This window comes from Streptomyces sp. NPDC089919 (assembly GCF_040684615.1).
Classification (GTDB): domain Bacteria; phylum Actinomycetota; class Actinomycetes; order Streptomycetales; family Streptomycetaceae; genus Streptomyces.
In genome coordinates, this window is sequence record NZ_JBFBGK010000030.1 from 37,864 (window position 1) to 64,356 (window position 26,493).

Consider the following 26,493-nt stretch of genomic DNA (forward strand, 5'->3'; position numbering starts at 1 on the left):
TAGAGGGAGATCCACCGAGCATGTCCGCAGCCGCCCGTTTCATCGACATCCACATTCTTCAGAGCGTCCCGTTCGCCAACCTGAACCGCGACGACACCAACTCCGTCAAGACCGTGCTCTACGGGAACGCGCTGCGGACCCGCGTCAGCAGCCAGTCGTGGAAGCGCGCCGCGCGCGCGGACTTCGAGGCGTTGATCGGCCAGGCCGCGTTGCGTACGCGCCGGATCGGTGAGCGCGTCTCCCAGGACCTGGCCGGCCGGGGCTGGCCGCCGGCGCTGGCCGAGCGCGCGGGTGCGCACCTGGCGGCGGCCAGCGGGATCAAGTTCGAACTGGCCAAGGAAAGGGACCGTGCCGCCGGCGACAAGGCCGCCCCGGTCGTGGTCCCCAACAAGGTCCTGACCAACGCCCTGGTCTACGTACCGGAAGCCGCGGTCGCCGAACTGGCCGCGCTCGCCGAGGAGCACCGGGCGACGCTGGAGAGCGCCAAGGACATCAAGAAGCCCACCGACAAGAGCGTCCTGCCCGGGCAGCGGGTCGAGGCGATCCTCCGGACGCGCAACGGCGTGATCAACGTGTTCGGGCGGATGCTGGCCGAGATCGACGATGCGGGCGTCGACGGGGCGGTGCAGGTGGCCCATGCGCTCACCACGCACGAGACGGACGTGGAGACCGACTACTTCTCGGCGGTGGACGACATCACCCAGCTGTGGGGTGACGCCACGGGCAGCGGCCACATGGGGCACGCCGAGTTCAGCGCCGGGACGTTCTACCGGTTCGCCACCATCGACCTCGAGGACCTGGCGGCGAACATCGGCGGGGACGTGAAGGCTGCGCGGGAGCTGGTAGCGGCGTTCGTGCACGCCGTCATCCGGTCCCTCCCGCAGGCGAAGAAGAACTCCACGGCGCCGCACACCATCCCCGATCTCGTCCACCTGGCCGTCCGGGCAGACCGGCCGCTGTCGTTCGCGACCGCGTTCGAAGCGCCGGTGCGGGCGGCGGACCGCGGCGGCTTCGCAGCGCCTTCCCGTACGGCCCTGACCGAATACGCGCGGGTTGCGAACAAGCTGCTCGGGGAGCGGCACATCCTCGGAGCCGGGTGGGCGAGCATCGACACCAAGGACCTGGAGGGCCTGGGCAGCCACTTCGACTCCTACGACGAACTGGTGGACTCCGCCCTCACCACGGCGTTCGCGGCCGGCGCCGACGGGGTCTCGGCATGACCTCCAGCCCTGCCGTGTCGGCGCCCGCAACCACGCAGCCGGGGCTCCTGCTGCGGCTGGCCGGGCCCATGCAGTCCTGGGGCGAGCGCAGTCATTTCAACGACCGCGACACCGCGGCGTTCCCCACCCTCTCCGGGGTCGTCGGCCTGCTGGCCGGCGCCCTGGGGCGCGCCCGCGGCGAGAGCATCGAGGACCTGGCGCAGTTGTCGCTGACGGTGCGCGTGGACCGGCCCGGTGTCCTGCTGCGGGACCTGCACACCGTCGGCGGCGGCCTGCCGGCCACAAGCACCGTCACCACCGCCGAGGGCAAGAAACGCAGCGGCTCCACCACGACCCTCCTCAGCCACCGCACCTACCTCGCCGACGCCGTCTTCACCTGCGCCGTCACGGGCCGGGCAGGAGACGAAGCCGATGCCCGGCTGCTGGAGGCCTGCGCCACCGCGCTGCGCCGGCCCCGGTGGCCGCTGTACCTGGGCCGGCGCTCCTGCCCTCCCGAGGGGCCGCTTCTACTGGGCCGGACCAGCCAGGCGTTGACGCACCTGGTCGCTCTGCCCATCGCGGCCCCACGCCCGGACCACGGGGGCGACGACTCGGCGACGACGCCCGTCACGTTCCTGTCCAGCGCGCCTCTGGACGGCCTGCGCCTGCCGGACGGAGGTACCGAACAGGAAGACGACGGCCTGCCTGCGACGAGCACGGTCAACGACCGGCCCCTCTCCTTCGGACAGACGCAGCGCAGCTATCGCAGCCGGCCCCTGTACCGCCGCACGCTCCCCCTGCCCGCCCGGCAGTTCGAGGACGGCCTCGGAGCGGCGCACCTGCACGCCCTGAGCACCTACCTGCACGAGAACCAGAACACCATCCAGGAGTAAGAACGTGCCCGCCTGGCTCACCCGCATCATCCCGGACCCGCGCGCGCACGAGGTCCGCCGCGACCACGGCAGCGCGACCGGCATGCACCGCCGCATCATGTCCCTCTTCCCCGAGCACGCCGGCCCCGACCCGCGGGCCCGCTTCCACGTCCTGTACCGCACCGAGGACTCCCCCACCGGCTCACAATTGCTGATCCAGAGCAGCGAACGCCCCGACCTGGCCAAGCTGCCCGCCGGCTACGGCCAGAGCGCCTCCAAGCCCCTCGACGCACTCCTGGACGCCCTGCGCCCCGGCCTGACCGTCCAGTACCGGTGCGTGGCCAGCCCCGTGCGCAAGCCCGGCCGGACCACCCGCGCCCTGTACGACCTGCCCGCGGCCGTACCGCTGAGCGGCGCGGCAGCGGACGAATGGTGGGTCCGCCAGGCAGCTGCCGCCGGCCTGCAACCCCAGACGGTCAGCTCCCGGCCCCTGGACACCGCACTCGTCCAGCGCGCCGCATCAGGACCGGGTACACCGCAGCGCTTCCAGCACGCCCGCACACAGTTCGACGGAACGGCCACCATCGTCGACGCCGACGAGCTCCGCACCAAACTCCTCGACGGCATCGGACGGGGCAAGGCCTACGGCTGCGGGCTCCTCACCATCGCCCCGCCCCGACGGTGAACCCCATGGCCCGACCCGACCGGCCGGCAGCCGGCGCCGTGGCGACCCCGTCCGGGGCCCGGCGCCGGCTCGCCGCCCCCACCGTCGCCATGCTGCCGCGCGTCGCGGACTCCCTGTCCTTCCTCTACCTGGACATCGTCCGCGTCCAACAGGACGACACGGGAGTCCTCGCCGAGGTCACCAGCGAGCGCCACGGCACCCAGACCGTCTACCTGCCCACGGCTGCGTTGAGTTGCGTACTCCTGGGCCCCGGCACCTCCATCACTGCCAGAGCCCTCACCACGCTCGCCCGGCACGGAACGACCGTGGTGGTGACAGGTGCCGGCGGCGTACGCACCTACGCGGCCGCGCAGCCGGACTCCCTGAGCACCGTCTGGCTCGAACGCCAGGCCAGGGCCTGGGCCGACGACCAGGCACGTCTCGCGGTCGCGAAGGCCATGTACGAGAAGCGCTTCGGCACCGGCACGGCACCGGCGGGCAGCAACCTGGCAACGCTGCGCGGCCTCGAGGGCCACCGCGTCAAGGCCCAGTACCAGCTCCTCGCCAAGCAGTACCGCATCGGGCGCTTCCGCCGCACGTACGATCCCGCTGCCTGGGACAGTCAGGACCCCGTCAATCTCGCCCTCTCCTCGGCGAACACCTGCCTCTACGGCATCGTCCACGCGGCCATCGTGGCGCTGGGCTGCTCGCCGGCACTCGGCTTCGTGCACAGCGGCAACCAGCAGGCCTTCGTCTACGACGTCGCCGACCTGTACAAAGCCGAGCTCACCATCCCGCTCGCCTTCAGCCTGCACGCGTCCCACAACCCGGAAGGCGAGGCCCGCCGGTCGTTCCGTGACGGCCTGCGCCTGTTCAAGCTGCTGCCCCGCATCGTCGCCGACATCCAAGACCTCCTGGACCCGTCGAAGGACCGCTCCCGCGACGTGCCAGACCCCTCGGAGCAGCTGGTGGACCTGTGGGACCCGGTGGCCGGAGCGGTACCCGGCGGCCTCAACCACGGCGCCGCATCCGGGCCTGAGACCGGAGACGCCCACCCGTGCCCGCAATGACCGTCATCTCTGCCTCCGCCGTGCCGGCCCACGTCCGCGGAGCCCTCACCCGCTGGCTCCTGGAAGTCACCCCCGAGCTGTACGTCGGCACCCTCTCCGCCCGCGTTCGCAACGAACTATGGACCGCCGTCTCCCAATCCATCGGCGACGGCATCGCCGTCCTCATCCACCCCAGCGACACCGAACAGGGCTTCACCCTCCAAACCGCAGGCACGAGAAAGCGCCACCCTATCGACTTCGACGGCCTGACCTTGATCGCGTACAACTTCGACGGCAATGAAATAGCAAACCCGCTTTGACGTCGCAGGTCGCGAAGGGTGCTCTCCGCGCGAGCGGAGGTGGTCCGTCGGCACGGATCGGTTCTGGGACGACCTCGGAGTGCTCTCCGCGCGAGCGGAGGTGGTCCGCCGCAACAACCTCGCCGTCAGCCTCGGCAACCGTGCTCTCCGCGCGAGCGGAGGTGGTCCGATGTTCGTCTCCAGCACGGTCGCCGGTGACCAGTGCTCTCCGCGCGAGCGGAGGTGGTCCGGCCTACCGCGCGGTCGAGCAGGGGGCCACCCTGTGCTCTCCGCGCGAGCGGAGGTGGTCCGGACTGGTACGCCCCGTCAAGCGCAAGGGGATCGTGCTCTCCGCGCGAGCGGAGGTGGTCCTTCTTCACGGCTCGGCATTCTGGGACGGGCGTAGTGCTCTCCGCGCGAGCGGAGGTGGTCCGCACCGCCCGGGCTCACCCGGCGGCACCAGCCCGTGCTCTCCGCGCGAGCGGAGGTGGTCCGCCGATAGTCGGCGACCTGCCGGGTTCCCCAGCGTGCTCTCCGCGCGAGCGGAGGTGGTCCGCCCTTGCTCCTGAGCGCGACGGCCTGGATGGTGTGCTCTCCGCGCGAGCGGAGGTGGTCCGCGTAGGGCACCTGGGCCCCGTTGTCTCCACCTGTGCTCTCCGCGCGAGCGGAGGTGGTCCGGCCGCTTCCTGACCGCCACGCGCACCGCGATCGTGCTCTCCGCGCGAGCGGAGGTGGTCCGCAGTGGGGAAGCCGGCCTGCCAGTGGGGAAGTGTGCTCTCCGCGCGAGCGGAGGTGGTCCGCCGAACGCGCCGCGCTGGAGGCTCAGACGCAGGTGCTCTCCGCGCGAGCGGAGGTGGTCCGTCCACGTACACCGGCCTGTTCTACCGGCGGAAGTGCTCTCCGCGCGAGCGGAGGTGGTCCACCCTCGGCACGTTCCGGCGCGAGCGCCGCTACGTGCTCTCCGCGCGAGCGGAGGTGGTCCGCCGGAGGCCAGCCGGAAGGACAAGGCCAAGACGTGCTCTCCGCGCGAGCGGAGGTGGTCCGCTTCCGCCGACCTACCCGCCGAAGACCCCGCCGTGCTCTCCGCGCGAGCGGAGGTGGTCCGGTGACCGACACGCTGGCCCACTTCCTCCAGACGTGCTCTCCGCGCGAGCGGAGGTGGTCCGTCCCCGACGAACAGCGTCGGGCTGCCGGAGCCGTGCTCTCCGCGCGAGCGGAGGTGGTCCGGCGGTCTCGGACCAGCAGGGCAGCGTGGCGCCGTGCTCTCCGCGCGAGCGGAGGTGGTCCGACGAGGGCAAGCATCAGCGGGGCCCGCAGGTGGTGCTCTCCGCGCGAGCGGAGGTGGTCCGAACCCCGAGTACGTGCGCGGCCTCGCCATCAGGTGCTCTCCGCGCGAGCGGAGGTGGTCCGGTCTCGGCGACCTGTCCGGGGAGGTCGGTCGGGTGCTCTCCGCGCGAGCGGAGGTGGTCCGACCGATCGCTATCGCTTCGGGAAGTCGGTGGAGTGCTCTCCGCGCGAGCGGAGGTGGTCCGGCGTCGACTGCTTCAGTCGCGTCCCCCGACTTGTGCTCTCCGCGCGAGCGGAGGTGGTCCGAGCCCGATCCAGATGTTGGACCAGGTGATCGCGTGCTCTCCGCGCGAGCGGAGGTGGTCCGCAGTTCAAGGCGCTCACGGCGGGCCAGCTTGGGTGCTCGCCGCGCGAGCGGAGGTGGTCCGAACTCGTGGCGGGCCAACGCGCGCGCCACCGCGTGCTCTCCGCGCGAGCGGAGGTGATCCGGTCGACCACGCCACCCTCTACCTACCGAAGGCGTGCTCTCCGCGCGAGCGGAGGTGGTCCGTTCCGGTCGCGGAGTCGGTCAGGGTGGCCACGTGCTCTCCGCGCGAGCGGAGGTGGTCCGCCCTTCGGGTTGGTCATGGTCTGCATGCGCGCGTGCTCTCCGCGCGAGCGGAGGTGGTCCGTCCGCGCTTCAGCAGGACCCGAACAACACCCTGTGCTCTCCGCGCGAGCGGAGGTGGTCCGGTGGGGTCGAGGGCGATGAAGGCGTAGCCGGTGTGCTCTCCGCGCGAGCGGAGCTGGTCCGTTGGCCAGGTCTGCACAGGCCCAGGACGAGTCGTGCTCTCCGCGCGAGCGGAGGTGGTCCGGAGGGCCGCAACTGCACCGCCAGCGAGTACGGGTGCTCTCCGCGGGAGCGGAGGTGGTCCGCCGAGCTCCGCACACAGGGAGCGGTACATGGCCTTGTGGAGGATGAGCGCGTGCCAGCCATGTCCACGGCTTCGGAGGGGGGCGCAGGCGCCGACTCGTGGCCGTAGGGGCGGCCGTCACGAACTGCAGGGCCTCGTCGACGATCCGTGCCGCGAGCGCTTCGTCGATGCCGTCGTTGCCGCGCACCGCACCACGAGGCGGACTACGCGGCTGAATCCGTCGTCGGACAGCAGACGTCGGGCAGAAGGTGGGAGTTGCCACATTTCCTCCGAGTGGTTGCGGGTGGGTTGGTGCAGCCTCATCGAGTCCGCCGATGCTTCGGACGAGTCCGAGCTGAGCAGAGTGCTCAACACCCGGGGCGTCCAGCCCGGCCGCTTCGTCTATCCGTGGGAAAGCGACGATCCCAGGTAGGCGGGGGGCATCTCAGGAGGCTTGTCAGCTCTTCAGCCGATCAGGGCTCAGCCGGGAGTGACATCGCTGTGGTCGGGGCCCGACCGCGGCGCTTGGGCGGTGGGTTCCCGTCGGCGGTCCGGGAGGCATCGGACGACGCGCGCCGGAAGCACCGCGATGGCCGAGCCGACGCGGTGCGGCATCGACGGGCTGGGGGGGGGAGCGCGGCAGCTGGTGCTCCCCGCCGACCTGGGGCGGTGATGCGATCGCCTCGCGGTGGGAGGGGTTGACGGCGGGGGTACGGTCTGCGCCCACGGATCGGGCTGGCCTCCGGGCAATGCCGCGGCGGCTACTGCCTCTTCGCCGCTGGCCACTCTTGTGGCTGCACGGCTGCCCCTGCGGGATCGTGTCCGGGGGCTGAATCCGGGCGTGGCCGTCGGCTTCCGGCCCGATGCGTGCTCGGCTTGCCGTCGGCGCTGATCGGCGGGCCGGTCTGGGTGATTGACTTCTGACAGGGGCGGTGCGCTCTGCGTGCCGCCCCTGTGTCGTGCCGGGGTGGGAACTGTGGGCCGGGGGGCGTGATGCCCGGCTGTTGGGGGTGGGTGCGCCGTGGGTGAGTCGGTGCTGGGGATCGAGGGCTTGGAGCACGCGATCGCGGGCCGTGTGTTGTTCAGGTCGTTGGAGCTGGATCTGCGGGCCGGTGAGTCGGTGGCGGTGACGGGGCCCAGCGGGTCGGGGAAGAGCACGTTGCTGTCCTGTGTCATGGGTCTGGTGCGTCCGCAGGGCGGAACGGTGCAGGTCGCCGGGGCGGACGTGTTGCGGCTGCGGGCGAAGGCGTTGGCGCGCCACCGCAGTGACAGCATCGGCATGGTCTTCCAGTTCGGGGAGCTGTTGCCCGAGCTGTCCCCCGTCGACAATGTCGCCCTGGCCGCGCTGTTGGCGGGTGTCGGGCGGCGGGAGGCGTATGCGCGTGCCAGGGAGTTGCTGACCGAACTGGGTGTGCCGGAGGCGGAGTCCAGTGAGGAGTTGTCGGGTGGTGAGCGGCAGCGGACCGCGGTGGCCCGGGCGCTGATCAATTCGCCGGCTTTGTTGTTGGCGGACGAGCCGACCGGTGCATTGGATGCGGAGACTCGGGAGAGGGTCGCGGACGTGTTGTTCGGCATGCCCGCCCGCCACGGGTGCGGGCTGCTGGTGGTCACGCACGATCCGGCGGTGGCGCGGCGTGCGGACCGGGTGCTGGAGCTGTCCGACGGGGGGCTGCGGCCTGCCGGCGGTTCGGTGGGGGCTCTGCGATGAGCGCGCGTGGTCTGAGTCGGCAGTTGTTGAGGACGGGCCGGCAGGCCGGGCGGCGGGCCGAGGCGGGCCGGATCCGGTTCGTCGCCCTGCTGTTGGCGACTGTGGCGGTGGCGGTGGGCTTGGCTTCGCTGGTCGCCGTTCATGCGACGTACGAGGGGCAGGCGGCGCGCGGCTTCGCCCGCACGCCCGTGTTGAAGGAGGACGCGCCCGGTCGGCCGGCCCGTGCGTTGTGGAGCGTTGCCAACGACTCGGTGGCCGGGAGCGGTCCGTTTACGTTGCAGTTCATCGTGCCGCTGACGGCGGATGCGCCGTTGCCTCCTGGCGTGCGGGCGTGGCCGGGGCCTGGTGAGGCGGTCCTCTCCCCCGCGCTGCGCGAGCACACGGCGGACGGCCTCGCTGCGCGGTATGGGCGTGTGGTCGGGACGATCGAGCGCTCGGCCCTCCAGTCGCCCGACGAGTTGCTGGCTTATGTCCGGCCGGCCCGTGTGCCGGCCGGGCAGGGTGGGAAGCCGATCGTGGGGTACGGGCCCGAGAACGGGCCCGTCTCCTACTTCTTGGGGCAGACGGATTATGCAAAGGCGGAGTGGACCTTCCAGGTCATGCCGCTGCTGCTGCTCCTGCTGCCGGCGTTCGTGCTCTTGACGGTGGCGGCGCGCTCCGGGGCGCATCAGCGGGACCGGCGTACCGCGCTGATCGAGGTGCTGGGCGGCACACGACGTGACCGTGCTTGGGTCGTCCTCGGCGAGGCCTTGGCGCCGGCGGCCGTCGGCGCTCTCGTGGCCCTGGGCGCCGTCGCGCTCTCATGTGCTGTCGATCTGCGGCTGCCCTGGACCGGGCATGTGGTCGTGGCCTCGGATCTTGCCGACCGGTGGTGGGCGCTGGTGTCGGCGGTGTTGGCTGCGGTGTTCGCGGTGTTGGCCGTCGTGGTGCTCTCCGACCGCTTCGGGCGTCGGCGGCGTGCTGGGGGCAACCGGCCGCGGGGGGTGCGCAGGTCACCTCTGCGGTGGGCGGTGGCCTGCCCGGTGTTGCTGCTGATCGCGGTGCGGGGGCCGGATCTCTTGGAGCCGGGTACGACCGGGTACGTGATGACGAACTGGGTCGGGGTGGCCGGCACCTTGGCCACGCTCCCCGCGGCGATCGCCGTGGTCACCGCCGCGCTCGGACGTGTCCTCGGGCGGGCCGGCCACCGTTGGGGCAGGCCTGGGCTGCTGGTGGCCGGGCGCCGGGCGGCTGCCCATCCTGGCCCGGTGGCCCGGATGACGGCGGGCGTGGTGGTCGCGCTGGGGCTCCTGCTCCAGGTCGTGGCCTGGCAGGGGCAGTTCGGGGAAGCGGCCCGCGCCGCCGAGGCGACTGTGGAGCGGATCGGCGAGAGTGCGCTGGTCGTACGGCCTCGGACGGCGACCGCGGTGCAGCTTGCGGAGTTCACCCGGGCCCTTCCGTCGGACACGCAGATGGTTGCTCTGACGGTCTCCCCCGAGGAGGGCACCGTGACCCTGCGGGGCCGGTGCCCCGTCCTCCGGACTCTGCGCGTCGGCTGCCCCGGCTCCCCCACTGTCCTGGACGGGGTGCCGGACGACCCGCGCCTGCGTGAACTGCTCGGCTGGTACGGGGGTCCGGGGGGCAAGGTGACCGTCGAGCAGGCCGATCCCGTCGACCAGCGGGCCGCCGAGGGCGGCCTCACCCAGACCGCGCTGGTCTCCCGGAGCGGCGGGGACCTCTCGGTCGCCGACACCAAGCAACTCGCCTATCGCCTGCTCCCCTTCGGTGCGGACGTCGACACGATCGGCGGCGAATGGCTCACCGCAGCCTCGGTGAACGGGCTCCAAGGCCGCTGGATTACGCTCTTCGGCCTGTGCGGCATCACGGTCCTGGGAGCGGCTGCAGCCCTTAGCTCCCTGGCGGAGTTCCTGCGCCAAGGGCGTGCCCTCGCCCCGCTGACCAGTCTGGCCGGCAACCACCGCGTCTACTGGTCCACGGCCGCCTTCACGATCTTCGTGCCCTTTGCCCTGGCGGGCCTGGCCGGCTGCACGATCGGTGTCTGGCTGGCCTTCCCGAAGACCGCGGGCGGAGCCTCGTACATCACCGACAGCCTGCTGGCCGAGTGCACGCTCGCCGTGGCTGCTATCGGACTCGGTGCTTGGGTGTGGGCCTCATCCAGTTCTGTACGCCAGGCGGCCGCCTGGCGACCGCGCGGCGAATGACCGCCGTCTTCACCAGGGGCAAGACGTGACCTTCGACGAGAACGAACCGCAATCCGTCCGGGAGGAGCGCTGGGCCGCGGAGCGCGCCCGCCGTCGCGCTGCCCGCAGGGCTGCACGGCTCGATCTGCGGGGCGCCCACCTCGGCGCGGCCATCACGGCCTTCGCGTTGGCTCTTCTCGGCTGGTTCGGCGAGCCGATCGCCCTGGCCGTGGTCAGCGGCGGCTTCCTGCTCTGGTTCAGCGCGGCATTGACCTGGACGTATGTGGACGGCGACCACGGCCGACACGCACTCCAGCGCGCGTACCTGATCACCTTCGGTTGGGGCGACTGGTTCTGACGGTGCCGCAAGCCCGGGCTGGGATGCGTGGGCCTTGATCGGCCTACTCACTGGCTGCGCCGCCCTCCTCGTTCCTGCGGTGGCGTTGGAGGTAGCCCGCGGCAACGCTCGACGCCCCGCTCACCCCAAAGTCGGATGGCATGGCCACCGCGCTGGTCGGCGAACTCCGCGAAGCCGGTGCCTGTGCTCACATCGAAGTGCGGCGGGGGTAGTCGCTCGTACGGCGGCGGATTTGGGTGCTTCGGCTCGTACGCAGGACACTTCCCGGGTGACAGCTCCTGCACGCGACCGCGGCCTCGGCCGAGGTGTCGCCCAGCTCATCCCCCCGTCCCCGTCCGCGCCCGCCGAACAGGCGGCCGCCGCGCTCGCGGCACTCTCCGCCGTACCGGTTCACGTCGGCGACCTCCAGGCGGCCGTCGTGCTCCTCCGGGCGACGGCCTGTCAGGCTGAGGACGAGCAGCTGCGGGCTGCGGCGGATGCGACCGTGGCCCGGCTCCGCGAGGCGATGGGGACGTAGGCCGGACCGCCGTCCCCTCTCTCCCGGCCAACCGGCGATTCGGGAGGCAGCTGCCGTTACCGGCCCCGAAGCTGTCGACGCGCCATCGACCAGACGATCTCGAACTCATCCGCCGACAGCCACTTCGGATCGTGCCCTTCCCAGTCGGAGAAGGGCAGGTCCGCGGTCATACCGTAGACGCTCTCGTATGCGGCCAACCGGCCGTCTTTCTGGGCTTCTTCCGACTCGGCCAGCGAGGCAGCCGGCAAGGCCGTGCCTCCGGGCTCTTGGAGCTCGACTTGCCGGATCACGTCCCCTTCGCTGTTGAGCTCGAAGTAGAACCAGATGGCTTCCTCGTCCCAGAAGCAGCGGAGCCACCGGGTCACGATGCCGCCGCCTCGAAGGGCTCGTCGTGCCAGCGCCAGCCGGCGGTGCCGTCCTCGTGGATGTGCAGCATGAACTCGGCGACCGGGCTGCCGTCGGGAAAGGTCATGCTCAGCGCACTGCGGATCCGGGTGTAGCAGGCATCGGCCTGTACCCAGTCTTCGTCTGCCACGGCCCGCTCCTGCTCGGCAAACAGCGGACGGAGTTCTTCGAAACCGGGCAGTGGCCTGACCTCACCGTGGGTCCAGGGCATGTCGGCCCCGTTCACCGTCAACTGCGCGATCTCCTGGTCCCCGCGGTGGAGCCGCCAGATACTGCCCGTGGTCAGGTTCGAGTCGGTCATGTCCCCATAATGGCGAGCTCCACTGACAGACGGGGTTGCACGGCATGACACCCCCCGAAGCGGTCCGCGTCCCGTGCCGTCACCGAGGGGTGCCACGACGGCCCCCAGTCGCCCCCGTCCTACGGCACCAGCACGATCTTGCCCCTGACGCGGCCCGTTTCGCTCAGGTCGTGGGCTTGTGCGGCGTCGGTCAGGGGGAGGGTTTGGGAGATGGTGGGGTGGATGGTGTGGGTGTCGATGAGGGTGGCGAAGTCGGTGAGGACGGTGGGGGTCGGTTCCAGGGAGAACTCCACGAAGCGGACGCCTAGTTCGGCGGCGCGGGTGGTGACCTCGGTGCGGTCGACGCCGACGCCGACCACGTCCACCAGGATGCCGCCGGGCTTGAGGGTGGCCAGGGAGCGCGGGCCGTAGTCGTGGCTGATGGTGTCCACCACGGCGTCGATGTCGCGGAGTTCGCCGAAGTCGGCGGTCGTGTAGTCGATCAGCTCGTCCGCGCCGAGGCCGCGCAGGTAGTCGTGCTTGGCGGCGCTGGCCGTGCCGATGACGTACGCGCCCCGGGCCTTGGCGATCTGGACCGCGAGGTGGCCGACGCCGCCGGCCGCGCCGTGGACCAGGACCCGGTGGCCGGGGCCCACGTCGGCGAGGGTGACCAGGGCCTGGTAGGCGGTGAAGCCCGAGATGGGCAGGGCCGCGGCGCCGACGTGGTCGAGGGTGCGGGGTTTGGGGGCGATCCGGTCCGCGGGGACGACGACGTGGTCGGCGTGGCTGCCGTGCGGCGGCACGGTCCAGCCGTAGACCTCCTCGCCCTCCGCGAACCGGTCGACGCCCTCGCCGAGCCGCTCCACGGTGCCGCTGAACTCGTGGCCGAGGACGTAGGGCGGCGGGCCGAAGAAGTCGACCTTGCCGACGCGGACCTTCCAGTCGGCCGGGTTCATGCCGGTGGCCCGCACCCGGACCAGCGCCTCGCCGGGGCCGGGCGCCAGAAGGGGCACCTCGGCCAGTTCGAGTACGTCGGAACCGCCGATGGCCCGCTGGATGATCACACGCGTAGTCGTCATGAAGATCATCCTTGCATCGGGGGGTGTTGGTTGAACAGTAAATTTGATGGCGGGATGGCGAGGCTCGGGTTCCGGCCCACGGCCCCGTCACGGCGGCCCACGGCGCTCCCGCCGGTAGGGTGCCGCCGTGTCCGAGCACCAGCGTGATCTCGTCGGCCACGGCGGCCGGCCGCCGCACGCCGCCTGGCCCGGCGGCGCCCGGGTCGCCGTGAGCCTCGTCCTCAACTACGAGGAGGGCGGCGAGCAGAGCGTCCTCGAGGGCGATCCGGCCTCCGAGGGGTACCTCCACGAGATCGTGGGCGCACCGCCGGTGGTGGGCGGCCGGGACCTGAACGTCGAGTCGATGTTCGCCTACGGCGCGCGGGCCGGCTTCTGGCGCGTCCACCGCACGCTGACCGCCCACCGGGCCCCGCTGACGGTGTACGCCGTCGGCCAGGCGCTGGAGCGGAACCCGCAGGCCGCGCGGGCGATGGGCGAAGCCGGGTGGGAGGTGGCGGGTCACGGCTGGCGCTGGATCGACTACCGGCACGTGCCCGAGGACGTGGAGCGCGACCACGTCCGGCGTACGGTAGCGACCGTCGAACGGCTCACCGGACGCCGGCCGGTCGGCTGGTACACCGGCCGGACCAGTCCCCGCACCCGGCGGCTGGTCGCCGAGGAGGGCGGCTTCCTCTACGACAGCGACGACTACTCCGACGACCTGCCGTACTACGTCGAGGCGGCCGGCCGGCCCCACCTGGTGCTGCCGTACGCGCTGGACGCCAACGACTTCAAGTTCCTGATCGTGCAGGGCTTCACGACCGCCGACGACATGCTCGGGTACCTGGTCGACACCTTCGAGACCCTGTACGCCGAGGGCGCCGACCGGCCCCGGATGATGAGCGTCGGGCTGCACTGCCGGATCAGCGGGCGGCCCGGGCGGATCCGGGCGCTCGACGGTTTCCTCGACCACGTCGCCCGGCGCGGCGGGGCCTGGCTCGCCACCCGCGAGGAGATCGCCCGGCACTGGCTGGCTTCCCACCCGCCGGAGCTCAGGGCTCGCTGACCTCACCTCGGGGAGCCCCCATAAGACGGAACCATGACCTACGCGTCCTGAGTGCGTAACGGGTGGGCCCGGGAGGTGGGTTGGGGCGTGCGGTCTGGGCACAACGACCGTACGTTCCGCCACACCATTCGAGCCACGCAGGCACACGGGGGCCATCATGCGTACGCACCGCGGCAGTTGGAAGACGTACATCCTCGGGATCGCGGTGACCGCCGCGCTGCTGTCGACCGCCGCCTGTGATGCCGACGGCGCGGACGACAAGGCGGGCGGCACGCCCTCCGGGTCGGCCGGCGCGGCCACGCCGGGGGCGCCCGGTCCGAGCGCGGCGCCGGAAGCGACGGGCACCCCGGCGCCGACCGGTACCGCGCGGTCGGGCGATGGCACAGGGCCCTCCCGCGCACCCGGCAACGACCCGTCCGCGGGCGGGCCGAAGCCCGGGCACGAGCCCTGCGACCCCACCGCCGTCAGGATCACCACGTCGGTGGAGCGGATGGACTCGGTCAAGCACCTGATCCTCACCGCCACCAACGCCGGGGGCCGGAGCTGCACCCTGTACCGCTACCCGGAGGTGGTGTTCGGCGACGGCAGCCACCCGTTCGGCGGACCCATGGAGTCGAAGCCGGCCTCGCCCGCCCTCCTCGCCCCGGGTGAAAAGGCGTATGCGGGCGTGCTGTTGTGGCGGGTCGGCGAGCAGCTGGACCAGGTCACCTCCCTGTCCGTCAGCCTCCTCGACCCCGACACCGGCGCCGAGTCGGGACGGCCCATCGCCCTGCCGATGCCGACCGGGGCCCCCTTCGTGGACGTCGGCCCGAACCCGCTGGCCACCTTCTGGAACCGCGACCTGCGGGCCGTCCAGAAGTTCACCTTCGCGCGCTGAGGCCGGGCCGCCGGGCCCAGGCGTCCCGCTCGGGCAGGATGGGGCGCATGGGAGAACAGTGGAGTGCGGGACCGGACGGCGGCCGGGCGCGGGTGCTGCGGGCCGAAGGGCGGGCGGCCGTGCCGTGGAAGAACGGCGGCGGCGTGACGCGGGAGGTCGCCGCCTGGCCCGAGGACGCCGGGACCGGTGACTTCGGCTGGCGGGTGAGCCTGGCCGAGGTCGGGTCCGACGGCCCGTACTCCGTCTTCCCGGGCGTGGACCGCACGCTCACGGTGGTGGCCGGCGACGGTCTCGAGCTGACGGTGGCCGGGGCGCGGCGGCTGGTCGACGAGCGGTACGTGCCGCTGGACCTGCCCGGTGACGCGCCGACGGAGTGCCGGCTGCTGGGCGGGCCGGTGGTGAACTTCAACGTGATGTACCGGCGGGGCGCGGTGCGCGCCGGGACGGCCGTGGTCCGCGGGTCGCTGGCGCTGGCCGCGGCCGCGGACGAGGTGCTGCTGGTGGTGGCCCTGGAGGGTGCCGCCGAGGTGGCACCGGCCGGTGCCGGGGGCGGCTCCGGGGGCGGTGCCGGCGGCCGGAGCGTGCTACTGGGACGCCATGACGCCCTGCTGCTGACCGGCCCGGCGGCCGGCACCCTGTCCAGTCCCGGCCGCACGGCGGTGGTCCGCTTCGGGCCCGCGGCCCCGGCGCGACCACGGTGAGGCACCCGTCGGGGCGCCGGTACGTCCTGGCGGCCATGGCGTGTGCGGGCGGGATGGTGATGCTGGACCAGACCGTGGTCGCGGTCGCCCTCGCCCCGATGGCCCGCGGCCTGGGGCTGACGACGTGGGTGATGCACGGGGTGGTGCTGGTGTACATCCTGGCGCTGTCCGCCTTCGCGCCGGTGGGCGGGATGGCGGCCCGCCGGTTCGGGCTGCCGGCCACCTTCCGGGCCGGGACGGTGCTCTTCGCCGTGGCGTCCGGGGTCTGCGGGCTCGCCCCGGCCGGGGCCGCCGCCGAGCCGTTCGTGCTGGCCGTCCGGGCCGTCCAGGGCGCGGGCGCCGCGCTGATGATCCCGGTGGCGACGACGGTGATCACCGAGCTGTACGAGGACCACGAGCGGGGCCGGGCACTGGCGGTCTACGCGGGGCTGGCGCAGGTGTTCTTCGTCGCCGGGCCCGTGGTGGGGGCGGTGCTGACCGAGTTCCTGGGCTGGCGCGCGGTCTTCCTCGTGAACGTCCCGGTCGCTGCGGTGACGTTGTGGGTGGTGTCGGGGGTGCAGCGGGACCGGGCGGCGGAGCGCGGGCCACTCACGGCCATCCAACCGCTGCTCGTGGTCCTCGCCTTGGCCGTGCTGGTCTTCGGTCTCTACCGGTGCGGCGACTGGGGCCCGGCCGACCTGCGGACCTGGACGGCGCTGACGGCCGGGGCGGTGGCGCTGGCGGTGGCGGTGCGGTTGGTGCTGAGGTCCCGTCAGCCGTTGGTCGACCTGCGGCTGTTGGGCATCTGGCCGTACGCGGTGGCGGTGGCGGTCACGTTCCTGGTGCAGGCGCCCCAGCTGATCGTGCTGGTGCACGGCACCCTCTTCCTGCGGCAGGCGGTCGGGCTGTCGGTGCTCGGCACCGGGCTCGCGCTGCTGCCCCTGGTCGCGGCGCTGGCGACGGGCACGTTCCTGTCCGGGTACCTGCTGGACCGCTCCCGGTCGATCCGGCTGCCGGTGCTGCTCGGACTGGCGATCGCGACCCTGGGCGCGGTGCTGTGGACGGCCGCGCTCTCCTCGCGCGGGTACCCCTGGCAGGTGCCCGGGATGGTGCTGGCGGGGCTCGGGATGGGCATGCCGGTGCCGGCGCTGAGCGCCGAGCTGATGCGGGTGGTCCCGGCGCACAAGCGGGCCGACGCCTCCGTACTGCGGCAGACGTTGCGGCAGTTGGGCGGGGCGGTCGGGCTGGCGACCGCGGGCGCCTTCGTCCTGGCCGCGAACGACGAGGCCGCGGACCGGGCCGGGATCATCCAGGCCGGTGCCGCTCCGGCGGCCTTCGTGGTCGCCTCCGCCACCCTGGCCGCCGCGCTGCTGTTCGCGGCGGCGAAACTCCCGCGCCGGGAGGATCGTGCCGGCCCTACGATCGCCGGATGACGATCACGTACGAGTGGCGCGGCGCCTTCGAGGACGAGGCCCTGGACGTCCTGCACGCCGACGGCTTCGGGCCTCCGGTGCGGCCGGGCGGCTGGCGGGCCCGGGTCGAGCGGCACAGTCTGGGATGGGTGTGCGCGCGGACCGACGGGGTGCTGGTCGGGTTCGTCAACGTCGCCTGGGACGGCGGGAGTCACGCCTTCGTGCTGGACACGGTCGTGGCCCGCGGCCACCGGTCCCGGGGGATCGGGGCCGGGCTCGTCGGGGCGGCCGTCGAAGGGGCCCGGGCGGCCGGGTGCGCCTGGCTGCACGTGGACTTCGAGGCCGGGCTGGGGCCCTTCTACTTCGAGGCCTGCGGATTCCGGGAGACGGCGGCCGGGTTGATCGCCCTCTGACCGGGCGTGGTCACGCCGCCTGGATGCGGCGCAGGGCTTCGCGGCGGGTGAGCGGGGCGATGCGAGCGTCGTTCTCGGCCACCCAGCCGAGGACGAACTGCGGGTCGCGGGTGGAGAGTTCGCGCAGGGTCCAGCCCAGGGCCTTGCGGAGGAAGAACTCCTTCTCCTCGACGAGGGCGTCGGCGTAGCGGGTGAGCCGGGCGAGGTCGGGGCGGTCGGCCCGGATGCCGGGCAGCAGGGCCAGCAGGGCGGAGCGGCGGAGCCAGAAGTCGGGGTCCGCGACCCACCGGTCCAGTACGGCGCCCGCGGCCTCCTCGCGCAGGGCGACGGCTCCGGCGCAGTGCACGGCGAGCGGGTCGATCAGGGCCCAGGTGCGGCATTCCCGCAGCAGTTCCTCGACCTGGTGCAGGTCCTCGGTGCGCAGCGCGCGCACGTACTGCACCAGCAGCTCCACGGCGGCCAGCCGGTGCTCGAAGACCGGACCCGCGGCGCCCGGCGGCGGGCCCCACAGCTCCCGGGCGAGGCCCGTGACCTGCGCGGCCGGCAGGGCGCCGAGGGCCTTGCGGGTGCCGGTCACGCACCGGCGGACGTCCGGGACGGAGAGCCCCAGGTGGTGCAGGTCGCTGTGCAGGTAGGCGCGCTGCTGCGCGGCCCGGACGGGGTCGGCCCGCCCCGCCAGTTCGGCCCTGAGGGCGTCGGCCGGTCCCCCGGTCCCCTTCGCGGTCATGTGTCCGTCCTCGTGCCGTGCGCGCCCTCGGGTCAGGCGCCGCGTCGTACGCACCCGATCAAGGCGCAGAGCCCGGTGGTCGCCGCCAGCGTGGCCATCCCGATCATGCCGACGCCCACGACGAACAGCCCGCTGGCGTCGTCCGACCAGTCGTACCAGGCCGCGGCGCCGAGCGCGACGGACGTACCGAGCACCGCCTCCACGGAGTGGCGCCGGTACGCCGCCCAGGACACGGAGCCGATCAAGGTCAGCACCAGCCCGATGACCTGCCAGGCCTCGTAGGGGCCGGAGACGGAGCCGTCGGGGTGCAGGTCGCGCTGCTGGTCCCAGCCGAGCCAGCCGGCCCAGGCGGCGACGGGCACGAGGGCGAGCAGGAGGAGGGCGGCGGGGCTGAGTCGGCTCTGGTTCATGCCCCCAGCCTGCCGCCCGCCGCCGGCCGGCCGGGAGCGCGCGGGTACTCAGACGCCTCTGAGTACCCGCGCCTGACCTGGCCTCAGGTCCCTACGGAGCACGGGGCCGAGGCCACCCGGCCGCGGCCACCCTGGCGCGGCCACCCCACCAAAGCCACCCCGGTCACCCCGCCGCGGTCCACGCCCACCGGATCTCGCCGTCCTGCCGGTGGGCGGTGGGGCTGAGCCCGGCGGCCCGGGCGACGGCCGCGGAGGCGTGGTGGTCGGGGTGGACATGGGCCCGGATCTCCGCCACGCCCTGTTCCCGCAGCCGGTCGGTCAGGGCCCGGGCGGCCTCGGTGGCGATGCCCCGGCCCTGCCACGGGCTGCCGATGACCCAGGCGACCTCGGCCCGGCGGAGCGGGGTCCCGTCCGGACCGTCCGGCTCGGCCGTCAGGGTGGCCTGCACGGTGCCGGCCAGCCGGCCGTCCGCCCGCAGCCGCACCACCCAGTTGAGCCAGGTCTGCGCGGGGTCGGGCGAACCGGCCACCAGTCGTGCGTACCGGGCCCGCAGCTCCTGGACCGGGTACGGGCTGCCGCCGGTGAAGGCGTGCAGCGCCGGGTCGGCGAGCACCCCGGCCATCTCCTCGGCGTGCGCCTCCGCGAGCGGCACCAGCTCCAGCCGTGCCGTCCCGATGATCCCGTCCCCGTCCATGCGTCCCCTCGTCATGATCCTGCGTCTCTCAGCCAGTCGTCGGCCGGTCGGCGGCCCGCGGCCGTCCCGTCAGTACAGCCCCGCGTACCCGCCCCAGCCGGTACCGGCCTTCACGCGCCCGCCGAACGTCCCCTTGCCGGTGCCCGCGTAGCGCCAGAGCGTACCGGCGGTGTCGCGGGCGACCAGCGGGCTCGGCCCCCCGGCAGCCACCGTCCCGGCTCCCGGCTTCCCGGCGCGCACCGTCCCGGCTCACAACACCGCGATGCCCAGCGGGCGGTGGCCGGCGGGGAGGCGGTGGGTGGTGCCGGAGGGCAGGTCGACGACCGTGATGCCGTCCCAGGAGCCGTCGCGGGTGAAGCCGCCGGTCACGTAGGCGGTGCGGCCGTCGCGGGAGACGGCCACCGACTCGTGCGGGCCCTCCAGGGGGATCACGCGTTCGTGGCCGTCGGGGGTGCGCACGGTCAGCGAGGGGCCGGCGTCCTCGGCCGGGTCGATGGGGCCGGTGCCGACGACCAGGAGCGTGCCGTCGGGGGTGACGGTCGCCCCGTGCTGGTGCGTGTTCGCGGTCATCGGCTCGACGGTCGAGGCGCCGGTGCGCGGGTCGAGCACGACCAGCCGCTCGCCCTCGAAGGGCAGCAGCAGCCGGCCGTCCGCGGGCCGGACCGCGGCGTAGTGCGGTTTGAGCCAGGAGCCGAGTCCGCCCTCGGTGCCGTACGGGGCGACCTCGATGCGGCGGGGGCGCAGCGAGGTCGCGGGCACCACGGTCACGTCGAAGGAGTCGTGGCCGGTGGCGTACACCTCCCGGCCGTCCGCGGAGACGTCCACGTCGAAGGGGCGGCGCCCGACCGGCACGACCGCGGTGACCCGCAGGCGTGCGGTGTCGACCACTTCGAGGACGCCGTCGCCGCCCGGTACGTTGACGCCGACGTAGACCCGGCTGCCGTCGGGGGCCAGCGCGATGCCCATGCCGCCGCCCCGGTACTCCCCCGTGTCCGCGGGACCGGTCCGGGTGCGGTACGGGACCAGGGCGAGGCGGGTGCGACTGCGGGTGTCGACCACGGCCACGCCCTCGGCGGTGGCGACCCAGGCCCGGCCGTCGGGCCCGACCGCGAGCCCGTACGGGGCGGTGCCCACCCGCACGGAGCCGGTCGGGCCGGTGGCGGGGTCGACGAAGGTGACGGTGTCCGAGCCGAAGTCGGTGACCAGGAGGGTGCCGGCGGCGGGCGGGAAGGCGGGGGCCGTGACCGGTGCCCGGCGGGGCGGCGCGGCGGTGTCCTCGCCGGGTGCGCAGGCGGTGAGCAGGGCGGCGCCGGCCAGCACGGGGAGCAGCAGGAGGCGGCCGGTGCGCCGCGGGCGGCGGGCCCGGCGGCGCGGCGGGAGTGCGTTCACGGTGGTCCTCGTCCTGTCCACGGGGGGCGGAGGCCCGGGCGGGCCGGCGGGCGGGTGCCCGTGGGATCCATCGTGCTGCTGCGCGGGGCCGGTGGCGGTCGGCGGAGCGGGTGGCGCCGGGGCCCGGAGCGGAGGACGGCGGGGTCAGCCGATCGGTTGACCCCGAGTGGCCCGCCGGGCCTTTCGCCGGACGGGGTGGACCCCGGTGGTGCGGGTATCAGGTGTGCCGCACCACCGGGGCGTCGGGGGGCCGGGGCGGGCGGGGTGGCCGCCCGTCCCGGCGCTCACGGGGAGCGGATCAGCAGGTGACGGTGACCTCGTGGGAGACCGGACGCGCCGTCCACGGGAAGGTGGCCACGCCGAAGGTGGCGCGGACGGTGGAGCCGCAGGCCGCGGTGGTGCTCAGGCCGGGCACGTCGAGGTTGGCGTTGTTGAAGACGACGTACTTGGTCACGCCGGGCAGCGCGGCGCCGTCGACCGTCGCGGCGAAGGTGGTGATGAGCTCCTTCGGCGCGGGGGCCGGGCTGCCGGGGGACGGCGGGCCGGCCAGGCCGACCTTGCCGACGAAGGTGACGGTGTTGCCGGTGACCTCGGCGCACAGCCGGGTCGAAAGGCCGGCCTGGAGGCCGGAGTTGCCGCAGGTGACCACGGTCTCGGTGGCGCCGGCGGGGGCGGCGACGGCCACGGCCGGGGCGAGGGCGGCGAGGCTCAGGCCCGCGACGGCGGCCGTGAGGACGGCGGAACGCTTCATGTGGAACTCCCTGCAAGGAGTGGCCCGTCGGGCGGATCCCGACCGGCTCACATGACATGTGATATTTCACATGTCATGTGAAGATCAAGTGTTCCCTTCGTGAACGGCTCAAAATCGTGCAGTGACGTTCCGTCAACCACCGCTTTCAGCCAGCGGGTTGACCGCGATCCCGGTCCGTACGCCCGCCGTCCGGGCGGCGGGCAGCGGCTTCAGGGCGTGAGCCAGCCGGGCAGCGGCAGCGCGGGCTCGTACACGACCACGTCGCACGGCTCGGTCCCGCCGCAGCCGTTGCGGGGCTCCCCCTCGATGAGCAGGGCGGCGGCGACGTAGCCGAGGACGGCGATCGCGAGGGCGAGGGCGGCGTACTTCATCGGTGCAGGGTGCCACACACGAGAGCAGCCGCCGGACGGGCCCGCGGACCCGTCCCCGCCGCCCGCGCACCACCTTTCGGGTTCTTCCGGTCGGCGTGGCGGGCGAGGCGGGCGCGGGGCGGGGCGGCCGGTCGCCATGATCGGCTGCTGTCACGGTCGGGCCGCCGAGCGGGCGGGCCGCGCCCAGCGAGGGAAGAAGGACTGCGCATGTTCAAGAAGGCGTTGACCGGCGGGGCGGGCGTGCTGCTCGCGGTGGCGGGGCTGTGCCCGGCGGCCGGAGCGGCCCCGGCCCCGCGGCCCCTGGCGGTGCCGGCCCCGACCGCGGCGGTGACCGTCGACCTGGTCCAGGTGAACGGCTCGGGGTGCCGGCCCGGCAGCACCTCCGCCTCGGTCGCCCAGGACAACACGGCCTTCACCGTCACCTACAGCGAGTACCTGGCGCAGGCGGGCAAGGGCGCCAAGCCGACCGACTTCCGCAAGAACTGCCAGCTGGGCCTGCGGGTCAACGTCCCGCAGGGCTACACCTACGCCATCGCCAAGACCGACTACCGCGGCTTCGCCAGCCTGCCGCAGGGCGCCTCCGGCACCAGCCAGGCCTCGTACTACTTCCAGGGCATGTCCCGCACCGCCAGCCACAGCCACACCTTCCGCGGGCCGCTGACGGACAACTGGCAGGCCACCGACGTGACCGCGATCGAGGCGCTGGAGTTCGCCCCCTGCGGCGCGCAGCGGGACTTCAACATCAACACCGAGCTGCGGGCCGACGCGGGCAGCTCCGACGCCCGCAACGAGACCACGTTCATGGCGATGGACTCCACGGACGGCAGCCTGAGCACCGTCTACCACTTCGCCTGGAAGCAGTGCCCGATCCGCCGCTGACCCACCACGCCCGACGAGCCGGCCCGCTCCCCCCGGAGCGGGCCGGCTCGTCTCTTCAGCGCCGGGTGATGCGCAGGACGCCCGTCTCGGTGCCCTGGTAGAGGGTTCCGTCGGGGGCGGTGGTGCCGGTCATCTGGAGGGGGTTGAAGAGCAGGCCGATGCCGAGGCGGCTGCTGGTGAGCTGGGTGCCGGTGGCCGGGTCGAGGACGGCGTGGTGGTAGGCGGCGAAGGTGTTCAGGCCGGCGGCGCCGGTCGGGCCGGAGACCGTGACGGTGTAGATCTTCCCGTCGCCGACCGAAAGGCGGGGCAGCGCCGCGGACTTGACGGGACTGTCCCAGACCACGTGGCAGCCGGTGCCGTCGGCGTCGAGGTCGACCCGGCTCAGGCCGCCCTCGAAGGGGGCGGAGGCGGGCCGGCTGTCCGGGGCGCCGGCGGGCAGCGCCGGGTACGGGTAGCCGTAGGTGTTGGTGACGTAGACGCTGCGGCCGGAGGCGATCACGGCGTCCTCGGTGCCGCTGGCGGCGTACGAGGTGAGCACCGGGGTCGTGCAGACCGGCCGGGGGCCGTCGGCCACCCGGTAGACCAGCAGGTTCTCGTGCGGGGCGGCGTTGTCGGTGATGGTGACGTACTCGGTGCCGTCGCCGGGGCCGAAGAAGCTCGGGGTGGCGCCGGTCCCCCAGCTGAGCTGGCCGGGCTTGCGGGCCGGGCCCCGGTCGTAGGGCGCGCGCCAGTCGACGACCGGGCTGCCGTCGGGGGCTTCGGAGAGCAGGTAGAGGGCGTGGTCGGTGGCGACGGCGGTGTGGCCCGGGACGGTGGAGATGCTGTTCTGCACGCCCTCGCCGGTGCGGAGGGTGCGGACGGCGCCGGTGGCGGGGTCGACGGTGCCGATCACTCCCCCGGTGGTGGCGAACCAGACGGTGCCGTTCCAGGCCGGGGCCAGGCCCACGATGTCGTCCCCGGCCGGGATCGCGTCGCCGAGCGGGGTGGCGCGGTCCACCGTCAACGCCCAACCGGTGCCGGTGCGGTGGTGGCCGATGCGCAGGAGGCGGTCCTCGCCGTCCACGACCACCAGCCGGTCCTCGTGGTCGAGGTAGGCGTAGACGCCCCCGAAGAGGCTGCCCTTGGGCAGCGCGAGCGAGGCGAGGTCGGTGCCGTCGGCGGGGTCGAGCAGGTGGACCGTGGGCGTCCGGCCGAAGATCGTGGTGCACAGGGCCACCGGGTACCCGTCGCCGCCCACGACCACGGTCGGGCAGGCGGAGGCCAGCGCCGTCCGGGACGAGGAGACCGGTGCGGTGCCGGGGCCGGGGTAGGGGGTGGTGTCGCTGGAGGCGCTGTCCCCGTGCATGGTGGCGGTGCCGTTGGGGGCGCTGGCGGGATTGCGCGGCGGCAGCGGGCCGAAGAGCGGGATGGCGGCGGTGGCTTCGGCCGCGCCGGCCACGGCGGGTCCGGTCGTCGCGGCGGCCCCCGACAGGGCGATGGCCAGGGAGAGGGCGAGCGCGGCGAAGCGCCCGCCCGCGGGCGGGGAAAACGGCATGGGGGTGTCCTCGGACGGCGGCGGCAGGGGATCCGCGCGGTCGGCCGGCGCGCCGGCGGCCAGTCGTGGTGGCCCGGGCGCGCCGGGGGGCAGGTGGCTCACCGGACCGGCGGTGATCAGGACGCTAACCGCTCCGGCCGGCCCCCGACCACCTTCCGGGCGCCGTACCACGGCATGTTCACGGCGGTGCAGTACGCCCGCAACACTGCGCCGTGCGGGGCCGGTTGGGGACGTCCGGGCGCACCGCGCCGTCCGGCCCCGGACACGCCGACGCCCGCCCCCGACGGGGGCGGGCGTACCGGGCCGGTCGCGGTCAGTCCAGCGGCTTGCTGAAGTGGAAGGCCACGATGTCCAGGCCCTCGCGCAGGTAGAAGCGGTGGGCGCGGGTGCGCTGGGTGCCGGAGTCCAGGTCGAGGTAGTGGCAGCCGGCCTCCCGGGCCCGGCCCTCCAGGTAGCTCAGGAGTGCGCGCCCGACGCCCGCGGAGCGGGTGGACTCCGCGGTCACCAGGTCGTCGACGTACAGCATCCGCAGGGTGGCGGTGTTGACGACGATGCGCCAGCCGGCCGCGCCGGCGCACCGGCCGTCGTCGGTGTAGGCGGCGGTGAAGCGCAGGCCCTGGCCGTGCCCCTCGGTGTACACCGCGTGGAACTGCTCCGCGGTCAGGTGCGGCCGCAGCTCCCGCAGGACGGGCAGCAGGTCGGAGGCGAGCCGGGGGTCGCCGGGCTCCAGGTCGATGATCTTCATCAGGTCAGGATGCCAGTCCGCTCAGTAGGTGGCGATCAGCTGCCGTGCCGGGCCGTCGACCGTCACCGTCCCGCCGTACGGCAGCACGACCTGCGGGTTGGTGTGGCCGAAGTCCACGTCGAAGACGGCCATCAGGTCCGGCGCGTACTCGGCCAGCGCCCGGCGGACGGCCTCCTGCTGCTCCGTGCGGAAGGCCGCGCGCTGCTCGGCGTCGAACCGACGGTCGAAGAACCAGGCCTGCGGGCGGCCCATCACCAGCGCGGCGAAGCGCTGCAGCAGGCCCCGCTCGCCCATGCTGCGCAGCACCCGGTACACCTCGGTGGCCGAGGGCATCTCCTCGGAGGTCTCCAGCAGCAGCACGCAGCCGTCGTACGCCTCGTTCGGCTGGATCTCGGTGCCGGACATCAGCAGCCAGGACAGCACTTCGAGGCTGCCGCCCCAGGTCCGGCCCTCGACCCGACGGGTGGCGTTGTGCCAGGTCCAGGGGGCGGCCGGCTCCGTGTCGGGGTCGCGCTCCAGGGTGGCCGGGTCGGCCCAGTCGCCGATGGCGGCGCCGATCCGGTCGGGGGCGGTGACGGTCCGGGGGCCGGAGGTGAAGAGGGCGGCCCGCAGCGAGCCCTCGGTCTCCGCCGGGACGGCCTGCGGCCAGCCGAGCTGCACCATCACGGAACCGCCGTAGTAGGCGACGATGCCGAGGTTCCAGAGGAGGACGTGCAGGTTGGTGTTGTCGCTGTAGCCGAAGAACGGCTTGGGGTTGGCACGGATCAGCTCGCGGTCCAGGTGGGGCAGCACCCGGATCTGGTCCTCGCCGCCGATGCTGGAGATCACCGCCTTGACGGACGGGTCGGCGAAGGCGGCGTTGAGGTCCGCGGCCCGGTCCTGCGGCGAGGCGCCCATCCGGCGGGTGGTGGCGTACTCGACGGGGACCAGCCCGAAGTCCTCCGCCAGCCGGCGCAGGCCGAGGTCGAACGGGGCCGGGAAGACCGCGGGCAGGCCGGCGGAGGGCGAGAGCACGGCGACGCGGTCGCCGGGGACGAGCTTGGGCGGATAACTGATCCTGTGCATCTCCGGATCATATGAGGGGCCGCCTCGGGCGCTCCTCCCGTTTTCCCGGCCGGCAGCGGACCACCCGCTGCGCCCGGGGAACGGCGTTGCGGCGGCCCGCCCGCACCGCCGACGATGGCGGGGACGGGCGGGCGGCCCGCCCCTGCGGTACGGCCGCCCCGCGACCACGGGGGAAGGCGGGATCCGATGCGGGTACGGGCGATGACGGCGGCGGACGTCGAGGCGGTGGCGGCGATCCGGGTGACCGGCTGGCAGGCGGCGTACGCCGGGATCCTGCCGCAGCACTACCTCGACGCCATGACGGTCGAGGAGGACGTCCGGCTGCGGCGCAGACGCTTCTCGGAGGGGCGGACCGACCGGGCCGACCTGGTGGCCGTGGACGCCGCGGACCGGGTGCTGGGGTGGGCCTGTCTGGGACCGTACCGCGGCCCGGTGCCGGACCCGGACCCGGAGCGGGCCGAGCTGTACGCCCTGTACGTCGAGCCCGCGCTGGTCGGCTCGGGGGTGGGCCGGACGCTGATGGCCGCCGTCCACGCGGAGGCCCGCGACCGCGGTTTCGCGGCGGTGCTGCTGTGGGTCCTCGAGGACAACGCCCGGGCCCGCCGCTTCTACGAACGCGCCGGGTACACCGCCGACGGCGCGGTCCAGAGCGAGGACTACGACGGCGCACCGGCCGCCGAAGTCCGGTACGGGCGACGGCTGTAGCGGACG

At 73.6% G+C, this 26,493-nt stretch carries 29 protein-coding genes and 1 CRISPR repeat array; of the genes, 16 read left to right on the top strand and 13 right to left on the bottom strand.

Annotated elements, in window-relative coordinates; all coding sequences use genetic code 11:
* Nucleotides 1-20: 20 nt before the first annotated feature.
* The 9 genes from cas7e to AB0O40_RS15370 all read left to right on the top strand — a co-directional run bounded on the left by cas7e (nucleotide 21) and on the right by AB0O40_RS15370 (nucleotide 11,026).
* Nucleotides 21-1,220 (top strand): type I-E CRISPR-associated protein Cas7/Cse4/CasC, encoded by a 1,200-nt coding sequence (cas7e, locus tag AB0O40_RS15330; protein WP_365040584.1) that lies wholly within the window; start codon nucleotides 21-23, stop codon nucleotides 1,218-1,220.
* A complete protein-coding gene (gene cas5e, locus AB0O40_RS15335) occupies nucleotides 1,217-2,092 on the top strand; it encodes a type I-E CRISPR-associated protein Cas5/CasD (RefSeq protein WP_365040587.1) in 876 nt (291 codons plus the stop codon). Before cas7e ends, cas5e begins: the two co-directional genes overlap by 4 nt.
* A 4-nt stretch (nucleotides 2,093-2,096) precedes the next feature.
* Nucleotides 2,097-2,756, top strand: a complete 660-nt coding sequence (gene cas6e / locus AB0O40_RS15340; protein WP_365040590.1) for a type I-E CRISPR-associated protein Cas6/Cse3/CasE — start codon at nucleotides 2,097-2,099, stop codon at nucleotides 2,754-2,756.
* 89 nt (nucleotides 2,757-2,845) lie between these two features.
* A complete protein-coding gene (gene cas1e / locus AB0O40_RS15345; protein WP_365040685.1) occupies nucleotides 2,846-3,805 on the top strand; it encodes a type I-E CRISPR-associated endonuclease Cas1e in 960 nt (319 codons plus the stop codon).
* Complete coding sequence (gene cas2e, locus AB0O40_RS15350; RefSeq protein WP_365040593.1) at nucleotides 3,793-4,104, top strand: type I-E CRISPR-associated endoribonuclease Cas2e; 312 nt, start codon at nucleotides 3,793-3,795, stop codon at nucleotides 4,102-4,104. The genes cas1e and cas2e overlap by 13 nt, the downstream gene beginning before the upstream one ends.
* A gap of 18 nt (nucleotides 4,105-4,122) precedes the next feature.
* A CRISPR array of direct repeats spans nucleotides 4,123-6,285; the repeat unit is 28 nt; unit sequence GTGCTCTCCGCGCGAGCGGAGGTGGTCC.
* A 999-nt stretch (nucleotides 6,286-7,284) separates the two neighbouring features.
* Complete coding sequence (locus AB0O40_RS15355) at nucleotides 7,285-7,971, top strand: ABC transporter ATP-binding protein (RefSeq protein ID WP_365040596.1); 687 nt, start codon at nucleotides 7,285-7,287, stop codon at nucleotides 7,969-7,971.
* Entirely contained in the window at nucleotides 7,968-10,172 is a 2,205-nt protein-coding gene (locus AB0O40_RS15360; RefSeq protein WP_365040599.1) for an FtsX-like permease family protein, read from the top strand. Before AB0O40_RS15355 ends, AB0O40_RS15360 begins: the two co-directional genes overlap by 4 nt.
* Before the next feature lie 25 nt (nucleotides 10,173-10,197).
* Nucleotides 10,198-10,509: a hypothetical protein gene (locus AB0O40_RS15365; RefSeq protein ID WP_365040601.1), complete on the top strand. Its 312-nt coding sequence runs from the start codon at nucleotides 10,198-10,200 to the stop codon at nucleotides 10,507-10,509.
* Nucleotides 10,510-10,777: 268 nt separating this feature from the next.
* A complete protein-coding gene (locus AB0O40_RS15370) occupies nucleotides 10,778-11,026 on the top strand; it encodes a hypothetical protein (RefSeq protein ID WP_365040604.1) in 249 nt (82 codons plus the stop codon).
* Nucleotides 11,027-11,082: 56 nt separating this feature from the next.
* On the opposite strand, the gene AB0O40_RS15375 is transcribed toward AB0O40_RS15370, so the two are convergent.
* The 3 genes from AB0O40_RS15375 to AB0O40_RS15385 form a co-directional block, all read right to left on the bottom strand.
* On the bottom strand, nucleotides 11,083-11,391 hold the full coding sequence (locus tag AB0O40_RS15375) for a hypothetical protein (RefSeq protein ID WP_365040607.1): 309 nt from the start codon (nucleotides 11,389-11,391) through the stop codon (nucleotides 11,083-11,085).
* Nucleotides 11,388-11,732, bottom strand: coding sequence for a hypothetical protein (locus tag AB0O40_RS15380; RefSeq protein ID WP_365040610.1), 345 nt, complete (start codon nucleotides 11,730-11,732; stop codon nucleotides 11,388-11,390). The genes AB0O40_RS15375 and AB0O40_RS15380 overlap by 4 nt, the downstream gene beginning before the upstream one ends.
* 119 nt (nucleotides 11,733-11,851) lie before the next feature.
* Entirely contained in the window at nucleotides 11,852-12,790 is a 939-nt protein-coding gene (locus tag AB0O40_RS15385; RefSeq protein ID WP_365040613.1) for an NADP-dependent oxidoreductase, read from the bottom strand.
* Between the two features lie 127 nt (nucleotides 12,791-12,917).
* On the opposite strand from AB0O40_RS15385, the gene puuE reads away from it, so the two are divergent.
* The 5 genes from puuE to AB0O40_RS15410 all read left to right on the top strand — a co-directional run bounded on the left by puuE (nucleotide 12,918) and on the right by AB0O40_RS15410 (nucleotide 17,217).
* A complete protein-coding gene (puuE, locus tag AB0O40_RS15390) occupies nucleotides 12,918-13,835 on the top strand; it encodes an allantoinase PuuE (RefSeq protein WP_365040616.1) in 918 nt (305 codons plus the stop codon).
* Nucleotides 13,836-13,992: 157 nt separating this feature from the next.
* A complete protein-coding gene (locus AB0O40_RS15395; protein WP_365040619.1) occupies nucleotides 13,993-14,712 on the top strand; it encodes a DUF4232 domain-containing protein in 720 nt (239 codons plus the stop codon).
* 47 nt (nucleotides 14,713-14,759) lie between these two features.
* Nucleotides 14,760-15,413, top strand: a complete 654-nt coding sequence (locus AB0O40_RS15400) for a HutD family protein (protein WP_365040622.1) — start codon at nucleotides 14,760-14,762, stop codon at nucleotides 15,411-15,413.
* Between the two features lie 35 nt (nucleotides 15,414-15,448).
* Nucleotides 15,449-16,825: an MFS transporter gene (locus tag AB0O40_RS15405; RefSeq protein WP_365040624.1), complete on the top strand. Its 1,377-nt coding sequence runs from the start codon at nucleotides 15,449-15,451 to the stop codon at nucleotides 16,823-16,825.
* On the top strand, nucleotides 16,822-17,217 hold the full coding sequence (locus AB0O40_RS15410) for a GNAT family N-acetyltransferase (protein ID WP_365040627.1): 396 nt from the start codon (nucleotides 16,822-16,824) through the stop codon (nucleotides 17,215-17,217). The genes AB0O40_RS15405 and AB0O40_RS15410 overlap by 4 nt, the downstream gene beginning before the upstream one ends.
* Before the next feature lie 10 nt (nucleotides 17,218-17,227).
* Here AB0O40_RS15410 and AB0O40_RS15415 read toward each other — a convergent pair whose 3' ends face one another.
* The 7 genes from AB0O40_RS15415 to AB0O40_RS15445 form a co-directional block, all read right to left on the bottom strand.
* A complete protein-coding gene (locus AB0O40_RS15415) occupies nucleotides 17,228-17,944 on the bottom strand; it encodes a DNA alkylation repair protein (protein ID WP_365040630.1) in 717 nt (238 codons plus the stop codon).
* Nucleotides 17,945-17,976: 32 nt separating this feature from the next.
* The gene (locus AB0O40_RS15420; protein ID WP_365040633.1) at nucleotides 17,977-18,354 is read right to left on the bottom strand and encodes a hypothetical protein; all 378 of its coding nucleotides are present in this window, start codon (nucleotides 18,352-18,354) and stop codon (nucleotides 17,977-17,979) included.
* 163 nt (nucleotides 18,355-18,517) lie between these two features.
* Nucleotides 18,518-19,063, bottom strand: coding sequence for a GNAT family N-acetyltransferase (locus AB0O40_RS15425; protein ID WP_365040636.1), 546 nt, complete (start codon nucleotides 19,061-19,063; stop codon nucleotides 18,518-18,520).
* A 54-nt stretch (nucleotides 19,064-19,117) separates the two neighbouring features.
* Entirely contained in the window at nucleotides 19,118-19,258 is a 141-nt protein-coding gene (locus tag AB0O40_RS15430) for a hypothetical protein (protein ID WP_365040639.1), read from the bottom strand.
* A gap of 39 nt (nucleotides 19,259-19,297) precedes the next feature.
* Complete coding sequence (locus AB0O40_RS15435; protein ID WP_365040642.1) at nucleotides 19,298-20,437, bottom strand: YncE family protein; 1,140 nt, start codon at nucleotides 20,435-20,437, stop codon at nucleotides 19,298-19,300.
* Nucleotides 20,438-20,735: 298 nt separating this feature from the next.
* A complete protein-coding gene (locus AB0O40_RS15440; protein ID WP_365040645.1) occupies nucleotides 20,736-21,188 on the bottom strand; it encodes a hypothetical protein in 453 nt (150 codons plus the stop codon).
* Between the two features lie 209 nt (nucleotides 21,189-21,397).
* Nucleotides 21,398-21,559, bottom strand: coding sequence for a hypothetical protein (locus tag AB0O40_RS15445; protein ID WP_365040648.1), 162 nt, complete (start codon nucleotides 21,557-21,559; stop codon nucleotides 21,398-21,400).
* A gap of 207 nt (nucleotides 21,560-21,766) precedes the next feature.
* On the opposite strand from AB0O40_RS15445, the gene AB0O40_RS15450 reads away from it, so the two are divergent.
* Nucleotides 21,767-22,438: a DUF4360 domain-containing protein gene (locus AB0O40_RS15450; protein ID WP_365040651.1), complete on the top strand. Its 672-nt coding sequence runs from the start codon at nucleotides 21,767-21,769 to the stop codon at nucleotides 22,436-22,438.
* Between the two features lie 55 nt (nucleotides 22,439-22,493).
* Here AB0O40_RS15450 and AB0O40_RS15455 read toward each other — a convergent pair whose 3' ends face one another.
* The 3 genes from AB0O40_RS15455 to AB0O40_RS15465 form a co-directional block, all read right to left on the bottom strand.
* Entirely contained in the window at nucleotides 22,494-23,972 is a 1,479-nt protein-coding gene (locus AB0O40_RS15455; RefSeq protein WP_365040653.1) for a hypothetical protein, read from the bottom strand.
* 313 nt (nucleotides 23,973-24,285) lie between these two features.
* On the bottom strand, nucleotides 24,286-24,717 hold the full coding sequence (locus AB0O40_RS15460; protein WP_365040655.1) for a GNAT family N-acetyltransferase: 432 nt from the start codon (nucleotides 24,715-24,717) through the stop codon (nucleotides 24,286-24,288).
* A 21-nt stretch (nucleotides 24,718-24,738) separates the two neighbouring features.
* On the bottom strand, nucleotides 24,739-25,782 hold the full coding sequence (locus AB0O40_RS15465; RefSeq protein ID WP_365040657.1) for a S66 peptidase family protein: 1,044 nt from the start codon (nucleotides 25,780-25,782) through the stop codon (nucleotides 24,739-24,741).
* Nucleotides 25,783-25,968: 186 nt separating this feature from the next.
* Here AB0O40_RS15465 and AB0O40_RS15470 point away from each other — a divergent pair, with 186 nt between their 5' ends.
* Nucleotides 25,969-26,487 carry a GNAT family N-acetyltransferase gene (locus tag AB0O40_RS15470; protein WP_365040659.1) on the top strand — a complete coding sequence of 173 codons (519 nt, stop codon included), beginning with the start codon at nucleotides 25,969-25,971 and terminating at the stop codon, nucleotides 26,485-26,487.
* Nucleotides 26,488-26,493: the final 6 nt, after the last annotated feature.